The organism is Burkholderia sp. Ac-20392 (assembly GCF_017104585.1).
Lineage (GTDB): Bacteria > Pseudomonadota > Gammaproteobacteria > Burkholderiales > Burkholderiaceae > Burkholderia > Burkholderia lata.
Genome location: NZ_JAAGPB010000046.1, coordinates 20,209 through 32,736 on the forward strand (window position 1 = coordinate 20,209; position 12,528 = coordinate 32,736).

Annotated in this window: 10 protein-coding genes and 7 tRNA genes; 12 read left to right on the forward strand and 5 right to left on the reverse strand. The window is 65.1% G+C overall.

Translation table 11 applies throughout. The features are described 5' to 3' along the window. Window positions 1-105: 105 nt before the first annotated feature. Window positions 106-1,032: a patatin-like phospholipase family protein gene (locus G3N99_RS09105; protein WP_174941933.1), complete on the reverse strand. Its 927-nt coding sequence runs from the start codon at window positions 1,030-1,032 to the stop codon at window positions 106-108. A gap of 280 nt (window positions 1,033-1,312) precedes the next feature. Here G3N99_RS09105 and gltX point away from each other — a divergent pair, with 280 nt between their 5' ends. The 9 genes from gltX (at window position 1,313) to G3N99_RS09150 (ending at window position 4,702) form a co-directional block, all read left to right on the forward strand. After that, window positions 1,313-2,722 (forward strand): glutamate--tRNA ligase, encoded by a 1,410-nt coding sequence (gene gltX, locus G3N99_RS09110; protein WP_206122191.1) that lies wholly within the window; start codon window positions 1,313-1,315, stop codon window positions 2,720-2,722. A gap of 128 nt (window positions 2,723-2,850) precedes the next feature. Then, window positions 2,851-2,926, forward strand: a tRNA-Ala gene (locus G3N99_RS09115). A 138-nt stretch (window positions 2,927-3,064) separates the two neighbouring features. Next, window positions 3,065-3,140 (forward strand) — tRNA-Glu (locus G3N99_RS09120). Between the two features lie 79 nt (window positions 3,141-3,219). Beyond that, window positions 3,220-3,296, forward strand: a tRNA-Asp gene (locus G3N99_RS09125). 63 nt (window positions 3,297-3,359) lie between these two features. Continuing rightward, window positions 3,360-3,435 (forward strand) — tRNA-Glu (locus tag G3N99_RS09130). Window positions 3,436-3,513: 78 nt separating this feature from the next. Then, window positions 3,514-3,590, forward strand: a tRNA-Asp gene (locus G3N99_RS09135). A gap of 66 nt (window positions 3,591-3,656) precedes the next feature. Then, window positions 3,657-3,732: transfer RNA gene (locus tag G3N99_RS09140), tRNA-Glu, on the forward strand. A 73-nt stretch (window positions 3,733-3,805) separates the two neighbouring features. Then, window positions 3,806-3,882 (forward strand) — tRNA-Asp (locus G3N99_RS09145). 355 nt (window positions 3,883-4,237) lie between these two features. Continuing rightward, window positions 4,238-4,702, forward strand: coding sequence for a GNAT family N-acetyltransferase (locus tag G3N99_RS09150; protein ID WP_027787064.1), 465 nt, complete (start codon window positions 4,238-4,240; stop codon window positions 4,700-4,702). Window positions 4,703-4,728: 26 nt separating this feature from the next. Here G3N99_RS09150 and G3N99_RS09155 read toward each other — a convergent pair whose 3' ends face one another. After that, on the reverse strand, window positions 4,729-5,604 hold the full coding sequence (locus tag G3N99_RS09155; protein WP_174944404.1) for a helix-turn-helix transcriptional regulator: 876 nt from the start codon (window positions 5,602-5,604) through the stop codon (window positions 4,729-4,731). A gap of 257 nt (window positions 5,605-5,861) precedes the next feature. Between G3N99_RS09155 and G3N99_RS09160 the strand changes: the two genes are divergently transcribed. Further along, window positions 5,862-6,275, forward strand: coding sequence for a gamma-glutamylcyclotransferase family protein (locus G3N99_RS09160; RefSeq protein ID WP_206122192.1), 414 nt, complete (start codon window positions 5,862-5,864; stop codon window positions 6,273-6,275). Between the two features lie 135 nt (window positions 6,276-6,410). On the opposite strand, the gene aceB is transcribed toward G3N99_RS09160, so the two are convergent. Then, window positions 6,411-8,003 (reverse strand): malate synthase A, encoded by a 1,593-nt coding sequence (aceB, locus tag G3N99_RS09165; RefSeq protein ID WP_174953322.1) that lies wholly within the window; start codon window positions 8,001-8,003, stop codon window positions 6,411-6,413. A 67-nt stretch (window positions 8,004-8,070) separates the two neighbouring features. After that, window positions 8,071-8,832, reverse strand: a complete 762-nt coding sequence (locus G3N99_RS09170) for a haloacid dehalogenase type II (RefSeq protein WP_011352491.1) — start codon at window positions 8,830-8,832, stop codon at window positions 8,071-8,073. A 154-nt stretch (window positions 8,833-8,986) separates the two neighbouring features. Here G3N99_RS09170 and G3N99_RS09175 point away from each other — a divergent pair, with 154 nt between their 5' ends. Beyond that, on the forward strand, window positions 8,987-9,892 hold the full coding sequence (locus G3N99_RS09175; RefSeq protein ID WP_174944430.1) for a LysR family transcriptional regulator: 906 nt from the start codon (window positions 8,987-8,989) through the stop codon (window positions 9,890-9,892). Between the two features lie 159 nt (window positions 9,893-10,051). Beyond that, window positions 10,052-10,486, forward strand: a complete 435-nt coding sequence (locus tag G3N99_RS09180; protein WP_174944433.1) for a universal stress protein — start codon at window positions 10,052-10,054, stop codon at window positions 10,484-10,486. A 199-nt stretch (window positions 10,487-10,685) separates the two neighbouring features. On the opposite strand, the gene aceA is transcribed toward G3N99_RS09180, so the two are convergent. Further along, window positions 10,686-11,993, reverse strand: a complete 1,308-nt coding sequence (gene aceA / locus G3N99_RS09185) for an isocitrate lyase (protein ID WP_206122193.1) — start codon at window positions 11,991-11,993, stop codon at window positions 10,686-10,688. Between the last annotated feature and the right edge of the window lie 535 nt (window positions 11,994-12,528).

Sequence of the window (12,528 nt, forward strand, 5' to 3'; positions counted from 1 at the left end):
GCGGCAGGGTTTTTTGTTTTGGGGCGGTGCAAACGACGGCGACCCGACAGGTGTTCCGCCGTTTGCGGGCCGACGGCGGCGCGCGCCGGCCTGCGCATCGCGTGCTTACGCGGCAGCGACGCCGCGCGCTGCCGCCAGCTTGCGCTGCAGTTCCGGCATGATGCGCGCAACGGCTTCCTCGCCCGCGAGAATCGCCGCGTTGCGCTGGTTGAAGTCGCTGCCGCCCATCGCGTTGAGGTTCGGGCGGATCACGACGTCCGCGTACTTGTCGAGCTCGTAGGTCTTGATCGTCTGGCCCATGATCGTGAAGGTCTGCAGCAGCATCTCGATCGGGTTGTTGGTTGCCGCACCGTCCGGCCGGGCCGAGATGTCGACCGCGATCACGAAGCTTGCGCCCATCTTGCGCGCGTACGACGCGGGCACGGGGCTCACGAGGCCGCCGTCGACATACTCGCGGTTGCCGATCTTCACCGGCTCGAACACCGACGGCACGCTGCACGACGCGCGTACCGCGAGCCCCGTGTTGCCCTGCTGGAACAGGATCGGCTGGCCGTTCTGCAGATCGGTCGCGACGATGCCGAGCGGCTTCGCCATCTTTTCGATCGGCCGGTTGTTGAGCGTCTTGTTCAGGAAGTTCTGCAGCGCGACGCCTTGCAGCAGCCCGCGCGAGCGGAACGGCAGCGCCCAGTCGCTGATCGCCGCCTGGTCCATGTCGAGCGCGATCTTGTTGATCTGCAGCGCGCTCATGCCCGATGCATAGAGTGCGCCGACCACCGAGCCCGCGCTCGTGCCTGCGACGATTTCGACCGGGATGCCGCGCGCCTCGAGCGCCTTCAGCACGCCGATGTGCGAGAAGCCGCGCGCGGCGCCGCCGCCGAGCGCGATGCCGATCTTCACGGGTTTCTCGTGCGGCTGCGTGGTGCCGGAGGCATTGTCCGGGCGGGATTTGTCGCCGAACGACGTGCAGGCGGCGAGGCTGGCGGACGCGGCGGCGATCGTGAAGTGGCGGCGCGACAGGCGAGGGGACGACATCGAATGGTTCTCCGGCGGCTTGGCGGCGGGTTACACGGCCCGCGGCGGCGATAGGTTCCGAGCGGCCGTACGGCAGGTTCCGTATGGCCGGCGCCGCGCCGGCTGGCGGCCGCGGCGCGCACATCATAAAGCAAGCCGTGCGCTTGGCGCGATGTCCGGCGCGAGTATAATTCCGGCTTCTTTCCCGTTCCGGGCGTCGCCGGCCCCGTTGCTGTCCGGGCTGCCGCCGTCGATCCCGCGTCGAATCATTCATGCGCCCCAGGCGTTCGAGTTACCGTTTATGACCCGTCCTGTCCGTACCCGCTTCGCGCCGAGTCCCACCGGCTTCATCCACCTCGGCAACATCCGCTCCGCACTCTATCCGTGGGCGTTCGCCCGCAAGATGAAAGGCACGTTCGTGCTGCGCATCGAGGATACCGACGTCGAGCGCTCGTCGCAGGAAGCGGTCGATGCCATCCTTGAAGGGATGCAGTGGCTCGGCCTGGATTTCGACGAAGGCCCGATCTACCAGATGCAGCGGATGGACCGCTATCGCGAGGTGCTCGCGGAGATGCTCGAAAAGGGCCTCGCGTACCCGTGCTACATGTCGGCCGAGGAACTCGACGCGCTGCGCGAACGCCAGCGCGAGGCCGGCCTGAAGCCGCGCTATGACGGCACGTGGCGTCCGGAGCCCGGCAAGGTGCTGCCGGAGCCGCCGGCCGGCGTGAAGCCGGTGCTGCGCTTCCGCAATCCGCTGACCGGCACGGTCGTGTGGGACGACGCCGTGAAGGGGCGTGTCGAGATCTCGAACGAAGAGCTCGACGACCTCGTGATCGCGCGCCCGGACGGCACGCCGATCTACAACTTCTGCGTGGTGGTGGACGACATGGACATGGGCATCACGCACGTGATCCGTGGCGACGACCACGTGAACAACACGCCGCGCCAGATCAACATCCTGAATGCGCTTGGCGGCGAGCCGCCCGTCTACGCGCACCTGCCGACCGTGCTGAACGAGCAGGGCGAGAAGATGAGCAAGCGTCATGGCGCGATGAGCGTGATGGCGTACCGCGACGCGGGCTTCCTGCCCGAAGCCGTCGTCAACTATCTCGCGCGCCTCGGCTGGTCGCACGGCGACGCCGAGATCTTCTCGCGCGAGCAGTTCGTCGAATGGTTCGATCTCGAGCATCTCGGCAAGTCGCCCGCGCAGTACGACCACAGCAAGCTGAGCTGGCTGAACGCGCATTACATCAAGGAAGCGGACAACGCGCGCCTTGCCGAGCTGGCGAAGCCGTTCCTGTCCGCCCTCGGCATCGACGATGCCGCGATCGCGACGGGCCCTGCGCTCGAAGCGGTGGTCGGGCTGATGAAGGATCGCGCGACGACGGTCAAGGAGATCGCGGAAGGCGCCACGATGTTCTACCGTGTGCCGGCACCGGAAGCCGATGCGCTTGCGCAGCACGTGACCGATGTGGTGCGTCCGGCGCTGGCCGATCTCGTCGCTGCGCTGAAGGCGGCCGACTGGACCAAGGAGGCCGTGTCCGCCGCGCTGAAGGCGACGCTCGGCACGCACAAGCTGAAGATGCCGCAACTCGCGATGCCGGTGCGCCTGCTGGTGGCGGGTACGACGCACACGCCGTCGATCGATGCGGTGCTCGTGCTGTTCGGTCGCGATGTCGTGGTGTCGCGTATCGAGGCCGCGCTGGCCTGAGGTTCGAGGGCGAGCGAAGCTGCCTGTGCGTGACATTGCGGCAGCTTCGCAAAAAATTTCGCTCGAATCGCAAAAAGGGTATTTACAAGTTCAAAGTAGCTCCATATAATCTCATTTCTGTTCTGCAAGGGGGTATAGCTCAGCTGGGAGAGCGCTTGCATGGCATGCAAGAGGTCAGCGGTTCGATCCCGCTTACCTCCACCATCAGAACAAGCTGAGTTGATTTGCGAAGCAGCAGTAGTAATAAATGCTTCACAAAATGATTCAAAGCAGTTAGAATTTCGGCCTTCGCTGTTGATTGAAAAGTGAATAGCGAAAGCCAGACAGATCTGAAAAGATTTTGTCCCCTTCGTCTAGAGGCCTAGGACATCACCCTTTCACGGTGAGTACAGGGGTTCGAATCCCCTAGGGGACGCCAGATTCAGCGGCGTTTCGTAGAAATGTCGCAACGCTTGCGGGAACGTAACCGACGTCCTGCGGGTGAGGGTAAGAAAGCTGGAGCGGTAGTTCAGTCGGTTAGAATACCGGCCTGTCACGCCGGGGGTCGCGGGTTCGAGTCCCGTCCGCTCCGCCAGAACGAAGCCCGTTCAAGACGTTTTTGAGCGGGCTTTTGTATTAAGGATGTAAGCAGTACGTTGTCCCCTTCGTCTAGAGGCCTAGGACATCACCCTTTCACGGTGAGTACAGGGGTTCGAATCCCCTAGGGGACGCCAGATTCAGCGGCGTTTCGTAGAAGTGTCGCAACACATGCAGGAACGTGACGGTGTCCTGCAGGTGGGAGTAAGAAAGCTGGAGCGGTAGTTCAGTTGGTTAGAATACCGGCCTGTCACGCCGGGGGTCGCGGGTTCGAGTCCCGTCCGCTCCGCCAGAACGAAGCCCGTTCAAAGAACGATTTTTGAACGGGCTTTTGCATTAAGGATGTAAGCAGTACGTTGTCCCCTTCGTCTAGAGGCCTAGGACATCACCCTTTCACGGTGAGTACAGGGGTTCGAATCCCCTAGGGGACGCCAGATTTCGGCGTCGTTCGAACAAACGATGCGCCGGCAGGAAGTAACCGACGCCTGCCAGGCAAGTAGCAAGACTGGAGCGGTAGTTCAGTCGGTTAGAATACCGGCCTGTCACGCCGGGGGTCGCGGGTTCGAGTCCCGTCCGCTCCGCCAAAAAAATGAAGAAGCCCGCCTTGCGCGGGCTTCTTCATTTGTGTTTCTGGTTGCGCCCGCTGGCGGGCGCGTGACTGCGGAGTGGAGGAAGCTGCCTGCGCAGCTTCCGGCGGGACTCGAAGGGTTGCGCGTGCACGCGCAACCGCGGCCTGCAGGATGTAGGCGAGTCCCGTCCGCTCCGCCAAAAAATGAAGAAGCCCGCCTAGTGCGGGCTTTTTCATTTGCGTTTCCGGTTGCGCCCCGCTTGCGGCACGTAACCGCCGGTCATCCGGCGTCGAGCCGCTACGAGAAATCCGCGATTGCATCCGCACGCGACTGCGCTATCGTGGCGGGATGCGTTCTTGACCCCTGCGTGATGCTCGATCCGACCGACCTGCGACTCCTGTATCAGCTCCGGCCCGCGGAGGCTGGCGATTTTCCGTTTGCCGAAGCGCTGACGCACGGCAACATGGGCGGCTATTACAAGCGCCATGGGCTCGTGTGGCGCAGCGACCTGTTCTACGCAAGCTGGCGCGAATCCGAAAACTTCATCCTCGAGGCCGACGGCGAGCGCATCGGCGTGCTGCGCGTGACCGAAGAGGGCGACTCGCTGCACATCCGCGACGTCCAGATCGCGGCCGGCCATCGCGGGCAGGGCGCCGGCACCTACATGCTCGACATGTCGCACCGCTGGGCGCGCGCGCGCGGGCTGCACGAACTGCAACTGCGCGTGTTCGTCGACAATCCTGCCGCGCGTCTCTACTTGCGCATGGGCTATCAGGTTGCCGGGTCGCGGCTTGCACAACTTGGCTCGATCCGCCACATGGTGCGGCCGGTCTGATGGCCTGACGATCCGGAACCGGGCGTTCAGCGGACAGCGTCGATCGCGTCGTCGTCCGGGGTTTCGTCGTCCGCGAGGCTGCCTTCCGGGCCGCGGTGCTCGTAGCCGCGCAGCATGAAGGCGCGCGGGCTTTCGCCGAAGGCACGCCGGAACATCGCCGAAAAGGCGCTCTGGCTCTGGTAGCCGAGCTCACGTGCGATATGCGACAGCGGCCGCCCCTGGTTCAGCAGCGGAATGGCCCGCGCCAGCAGCGCCTGCTGGCGCCACTGCGAAAAGCTTACCCCCAGTTCCTGCTTGAAGAGCCGCGAAATCGTGCGTGTGCTCGCGCCGACCTCGCTGGCCCAATGTTCGAGCGACTCCGCGTGCGCCGGATGCGCGAGTACCGATTCGCACAGCATGCGCAGCCTTTTTTCGTCGGGCATCGGCACGGCGAGCGGTAGCGGTTCGGCGTGGGTCAGCTCGTCGAGCACGAGCCCGCACAGCAGGCGCTCGCGCGCGGTGCTCAGGTCGCGTGCATCGAGTGCGACGATCAGTTCGCGCAGGAGCCCCGTCACTTCGACGACGCGGCACGCGTCGAGCCCGTCCGGCACGATCGACTCGTCGATATACAGCGTGCGCAAATACGCCTCTTCGACGATCACGACCTCGTGCGTCACGCGCGGCGGCACCCAGATCGCGCGGGACGGCGGCACCATCCACGTCGTGCCGGTCGTCGCGACGCGCAGCACGCCGCGCGATGCGTACGCGAGCTGTGCCCACGCATGCGTATGCAGCGGGATCCGGTGCCCGGTATTGACCTGCCTGGCACGCACGCGCATCGGATGGACGGCGGTCGGCGCGAATTCGGGCGGAATGTCGATGACGTACGGGTTCGGTACGTCGGCTTGGAACGGCGGGTTCATGAACGATTCGGGCAGCGCGGCGGCGATGCCGTTATTGTAGAAGGCGCCGCGAAAGCGCACGCGGCGGTTTGTCGGCCGATCATGCCGCGTTCAAATGAACTTTGTGTGGGGGCTCGGCGATTTCGGGACTGCCGCGGGGCAGGGCGCGCGTGCGGGTTCGAACCATCGGGCCGGTATCGTGGTCTATCGATGCGCGGGCGATTTCGCACGAATCGCCCGCGAGCACGGCAACATACGAATCAAAGAGGAGAACCACGATGCGCTACGTATTCGTCTACGGCACCCTGAGAAACGGGGAGGCCAACGACATCGGCCACGCGGCCGCCAGGCACGGGATTGCCGCGCCGACGCTGCTCGGTGCCGCCGCGCTGCCGGGCGAACTGTACGATTTCGGTACGTATCCGGGAATGATTGCCGGATCGGCCGGCAAGTCGCTGGTGTGGGGCGACGTCTACGAGGTCGACGACCAGCTCGTTCCCGTGCTCGACGAGATCGAGCGTGTGTATCCGGGCGTCGACTCGCTGTTCAAGCCGGAAGACGTGACCGTCGAACTCGGCGGCCGGCAGTACGCCTGTCTTTACTATCCGGTCGCCGCGCATGCGATAGCCGGGCATTCGCGCATTGCATCGGGCGACTGGGTTCAGCACCGGCGCGAGCGGGAAGCCATCTGACCGGTTGCGTGGGCAGCCGCGGTATCTGATCCTGCCGCAAATGAAAAAGCGCCCCTCGGGGCGCTTTTTTGATGCCGCCATCGTCTGCGACCGGCGCCGACACAGGGCGGGCACCGATCGAGGCGGGTGGCTACGTCAGATTTCCTCGTACAGCGGCAGCGTCAGGAATTCGGTGAAGCCTTCCGACGTCGACATCTGCTCGAAGATCGCCGCGGCGCGCTCGTACGGCTGCGTGTTGCCGCCGACCGAGCGCTTCACGTTGTCCAGCTCGGCCTTCGAGAATTCACGCACGAGTTCGGCGGTGACCTTGCGGCCGTCGTCGAGCACACCCTTCGGCGAGCGGATCCATTGCCACACCTGCGAGCGGGAGATTTCGGCCGTGGCCGCATCTTCCATCAGGTTGTGGATCGGCACGCAGCCGTTGCCGTCGAGCCATGCGCCGAGGTAGTGGATGCCGACGTTGATGTTGTTGCGCAGGCCGGCTTCGGTGATCGGCGCTTCGGGCTGGAAGTCGAGCAGGTTCTTGCCTTCGACCTGCACGTCGTCGCGCTGCTTCGCGATCTGGTTCGGCTTGTCGCCGAGCACCTTGACGAACTCTTCCATCGCGATCGGCACGAGTCCCGGGTGCGCGACCCAGCCGCCGTCGTAGCCGTCGGTCGCGTCGCGCTGCTTGTCCGAGCGCACGCCGCCCATGGCCTTGTCGTTCGCTTCCGGATCGTTCTTGATCGGGATCAGCGCGCTCATCCCGCCGATCGCCGGCGCGTTGCGCTTGTGGCAGGTCTTCAGCAGCAGCAGCGCGTATGCACGCATGAACGGCACCGTCATCGTGATCTTCGAACGCTCGGCGAGGCAGAAGTCGCGGTCGTTCTTGAACTTCTTGATGGCCGAGAAGATGTAGTCCCAGCGGCCGGCGTTCAGGCCCGAGCTGTGTTCGCGCAGTTCGTACAGGATCTCGTCCATCTCGAACGCGGCGAGGATCGTCTCGATCAGCACGGTCGCGCGGATCGTGCCGCGCGGCACGCCGACGCCTTCCTGCGCGGCGACGAAGATGTCGTTCCACAGGCGTGCTTCGAGATGGCTTTCCATCTTCGGCAGGTAGAAGTACGGGCCCGAGCCGCGCGCGAGCAGTTCCTTCGCGTTGTGGAACAGGAACAGCGCGAAATCGAAGATGCCGCCGGACACGCGCTGGCCGTCGACCGTCACGTGCTTCTCGTCGAGGTGCCAGCCACGCGGACGCACGATCAGCGTCGCGACCTTGTCGTTCAGCTGGTACGACTTGCCGTTCTGCTCGAGCGAGATCGTGCGGCGCACCGCGTCCTTCAGGTTGATCTGGCCGTCGATCTGGTTCGTCCAGCTCGGCGCGTTCGAATCCTCGAAGTCCGTCATGTACGAATCCGCGCCCGAGTTCAGCGCGTTGATGATCATCTTGCGCTCGACGGGGCCCGTGATCTCGACACGGCGGCATTGCAGGTCGGCCGGCAGCGGCGCGACCTTCCAGTCGCCTTCGCGGATGGCCTTCGTCTCGGCCAGGAAGTCGGGGCGCTCGCCCGCGTCGAGCCGTTTCGTGCGCTCGACGCGCGCCTGCAGCAGCGCCTGGCGGCGCGGCTCGAACGTGCGGTGCAGCGCTGCGACGAGTTCGAGCGCTTCAGGCGTCAGGATTGCTTCGTAACCCGGCTTGATTTCGCCGGTGATCGTCATGCCTTGCGGCAGCGTGATCGGGGTGCTCATGAGTCTCATCTCCTTGGTCGGTCAGTTGCGGTTTCGGTGAAGGGGGAAGGCGGCAGCGCTGCGAACGTCATGCACCCGGGCTGGGGCGCGTGCGGTTTGCGGGTCTGCCGGACGGAGCCGGGGTGGCGAGGAATGCGAGCAGGTCGGCCATGCCGGTGCCGGTGCCGTCGGGTGGCGCGCCGAGTTCCTCGGCGGGCGCGCCCGTGCGGTTGAGCCAGAACGTCGTATAGCCGAACCAGACGGCGCCGGCGACGTCCCACGCGTTCGACGACACGAACACGATGCCGCGCCGGTTCGGTCCGAACGCGTCGGTGCCGAGCGCATAGGCGGCCGGGCTCGGCTTGTACGCGCGGACGGTGTCGGCCGACAGCACGCGATCGAACAGCCCGGACATGCCGGCGCTCTTGATCGCGATGTCCAGCATCTGCGGTGTGCCGTTCGACAGGATGCCGAGCGGCGGGCGCGGGTCGAGCGCGCGCAGCTTGCGCAGCGCGGGCACCGTATCGGGATAGGTGGACAGGCATGCGTATTCGTCCATCAGCCGCTTCTCGGCCGCGCTGTTCAGCGCGAGCCCGAGCCGGCGCGCGGCGAACCGCAGCGCATCGAGCGTGATGTCCCGGAACGGGCGATAGCGCGCGCCGGCCGGATCGGCGAGCGTGCGCAACTGCGAGTATTCGATTTGCTTGCGTCGCCACAGCTGCGACAACCGTTCCCCGTGACCGGGAAACATCTGTTCCGCCGCGGCTAGGACCGCACGCACGTCGAACAACGTGCCGAATGCGTCGAAGAGGATTGCGTCGGGAGAGGAGAGTGTCGTTGTGGCCGACATAGCCTTGCGCTCCAGTTTCAGAGGTCAGGTGAATTCTATTCGTGATCGTATGTGCTAAAAAAGACGCTAAACATCACTTGATCTTTTACTTTCATCTACCTAATCTTGAGCGGTTTAAGCTATTTGAAGGGCGGTAGCGCCGCCCCTGCGAGTCATGGACCGGTTCAAGCAGATCGAAACGTTCGCCGCGGTCGCCGCGAAGGGCAGCCTGTCGGCGGCCGCGCACGCGGAAGGCGTCGCACCGGCGATCATCGGTCGCCGTCTCGACGCGCTCGAGGAGCGGCTCGGCGTCAAGCTGCTGGTGCGCACGACGCGCAAGCTCACGCTGACGTTCGAGGGCTCGGCGTTCCTCGAGGATTGCCAGCGCGTCATCAACGACATGCAGAACGCGGAGGCGAGCGTGTCCGCCGGCGGCGTCAAGGCGAGCGGCCACCTGCGCATTTCCGCGCCGGCCGGTTTCGGCCGGCGGCACGTTGCACCGCTCGTGCCCGAATTCAGCGTCGGCCATCCGGACGTGTCGGTCACGCTCGACCTGTCCGACCGGATGGTCGACCTCGTCAATGAGGGGTTCGATTGCGCGGTGCGGCTCGGCGAGCTGCCCGATTCGTCGCTCGTGTCGCTGAAGCTCGGCGAAAATCGCCGCGTGTGCGTCGCGTCTCCCGCGTATCTGGCACGGCGCGGCACGCCGGCCACGCTCGCCGAGCTGGCGCGGCACAACTGCCTTGCGCTCGCGGCAAACGCGAACCAGCAACGCGGCTGGGCGTTCCAGGACGACGACAAGGTCGTGTCGATCCGCGTGAACGGCACGATGGAGTGCTCGGACGGCGCAGTGCTGCACGAGTGGTGCCTCGACGGCCACGGGCTCGCGTGGCGCTCGTGGTGGGAGGTCGGCGACGACATCGCGGCCGGCCGGCTCGTCAGCGTGCTCGACGCGTTCGCCGCCCCGCCGATCGGTATCCACGCGGTGTTTCCGCAACGCCGGCATCTGCCGCTGCGCGTGCGGTTGTTTCTCGATTACCTGAAGCACACCTACGAACAGCCCGGATATTGGGGCGAGTAGGCCGCGCATGCCCGCGCGTTTCCGATATGAGGGCGAACCCGCTGCCGGCGCCGGTTGGGCGATTTCGCGCACTACACTCGTAGGAGGCATGTCCGACGCGTCGCGGCCGGCTCGGATGGGATCGCGACGTGAGGCGTGCGATTGACGAAGGAGGGCGCGATGTTCCGGCACATCCTCGTTCCAACCGACGGTTCCGACCTGTCGCAGAAGGCGATCGACGGCGCGATCGACCTGGCGCGCGCGGTCGGTGCGCGGGTCACGGCCTACGCGTGTCTGCCGCAGTATCCGTACTCGCCGTTTTCCGAAGTGATCATCGAGCCGCCTGCCGATTTTCGGGCGCGTAGCGAGCGCGAGGCGCGCGCGCACCTCGACGAGGTCGAATCGGCCGCGAAGGCGGCCGGCGTCGATTGCGACACCTGGACGAGCGTACATCCGTCGCCGTATCTCGGCATCATCGAGGCGGCCGAACGCGGCGGCTGCGACGTGATCTTCATGGCGTCCCACGGACGCCGCGGGCTCGGCAGCTTGCTGATCGGCAGCGAGACGCAGCGCGTGCTGACCCATACGAAAATTCCGGTGATCGTGTATCGGTAGGGCGGCGCCCTGGAAAAAGGGCGCGCCGGACGGAGCCGGCGCGCGTCGTTGCTGGCGGCCCGCAGGCCGCGCGGCCGGTCGCGCGATCGGTATCGCGCGCCTGCCGTCTCCTCCCTGATTGTTGTCCGGTGGCCGATGCCGCGCCGTCGCGAGACGGGGCGGGTATCGGCATGACGCGTGGCGCGTCGTGCTGCTCGGCTTACGCGACCTTCTTGCCGTCGAAGAACTGCTCGTCTTCGGTCGAGCCGTGCAGTGCGGTGGTCGACGCTTCGCGCTCGACCGTCTGCGTCACCGCGTCGAAGTAGCCGGTGCCGACTTCGCGCTGGTGCTTGACGGCCGTGAAGCCCTTGTCCGCTGCCGCGAACTCGGCCTGCTGCAGCTCGACGAACGCGCTCATCTGCGTGCGGGCATAGCCGTGCGCGAGGTTGAACATCGAGTAGTTCAGCGCATGGAAGCCGGCCAGCGTGATGAACTGGAACTTGTAGCCCATCGCGCCGAGTTCCTTCTGGAACTTCGCGATCGTCGCGTCGTCGAGGTTCTTCTTCCAGTTGAACGACGGCGAGCAGTTGTACGACAGCAGCTTGCCCGGGAACTGCTTGTGGATCGCTTCCGCGAACTTCTTCGCGTACTCGAGATCCGGCTTGCCCGTTTCGCACCAGACCAGATCGGCGTACGGCGCGTACGCGAGACCGCGCGAGATCGCCTGCTCGATGCCCGGCTTCGTGCGGAAGAAACCTTCCACCGTGCGCTCGCCCGTCAGGAACGGCTTGTCGTTGTCGTCGACGTCGGACGTGATCAGGTCGGCCGCTTCCGCGTCGGTGCGGGCGACCAGCAGGGTCGACGTGCCCATCACGTCGGCCGCGAGACGCGCGGCCGACAGCTTGGCGACGGCCTCGCGCGTCGGCACGAGCACCTTGCCGCCCATGTGGCCGCACTTCTTCACCGAAGCGAGCTGATCCTCGAAGTGGACGCCCGATGCGCCGGCTTCGATCATCGCCTTCATCAGTTCGAACGCGTTCAGCACGCCGCCGAAACCGGCTTCCGCGTCAGCGACGATCGGCGCGAAGAAATCGACGTAGCCTTCGTCGCCCGGGTTCTTGCCCTCCGACCACTGGATCTGGTCGGCGCGCGTCAGCGTGTTGTTGATGCGCTTCACGACGAGCGGCACCGAGTTTGCCGGGTACAGCGACTGGTCCGGGTACATTTCGCCCGCGACGTTCGCGTCGCCGGCCACTTGCCAGCCCGACAGGTAGATGGCCTTCAGGCCGGCCTTCACCTGCTGCATCGCCTGGTTGCCGGTCAGTGCGCCGAGTGCGTTGACGAACGGCTCGTTGTTGACGAGGCTCCACAGCTTTTCCGCGCCGCGCTTGGCGAGCGTGTGCTCGATCGGGATCGAACCACGCAGGCGGACCACGTCCTCAGCCGAGTAGCTGCGCTCGATGCCTTTCCAGCGCGGATCGGTTTCCCATTGCTGTTGCAGTTCCTGTGCCTGTTGCTGACGCGACATGATGAGCTCCTTGATGCGGTGCGATGCCTGACGGATTGAATCTGATGGTGGTGAGGCTGTTCTCGAAGCCGGGAGCGGTGGATTCCGGTTCGTGAGGTCTTGTATAAGAGTCTAGGCAAATCGACCGGAGCGGGACAGAGGGCTTTCTGCGGGGTGGGGTAAATTTTTAATTGTTTTAAATCAATATCTTGAAATTGCTATTTCGGGATAAGAAATGCTTTTTCCCATCCCGCAATCGCCCGGGTTGTGCCGCGCAGCATGATTTTTTACGACACAAAAAAATTTTCCGCATCGTGAAATGTGGGGCGGGGCGAAAAAAAACCGGCGCAGATGCGCCGGTTGGCTGGATGGGCAGGGCGGCTATCCGCGGGTCTGCCTTCCGTGGGGCGGCCGGTGGCCGCCCATGCGTACTTACGACGCGGAGTTGCTGCGACGCGGGCCGCCGCTGCGTTGGCCGTCGCGACGCGGGCCACCGTCACGGCTGCCGCCCGGCTTCGTGTAGGGAAAGCGGGTATTCATCGGGGTGATGTTAGGT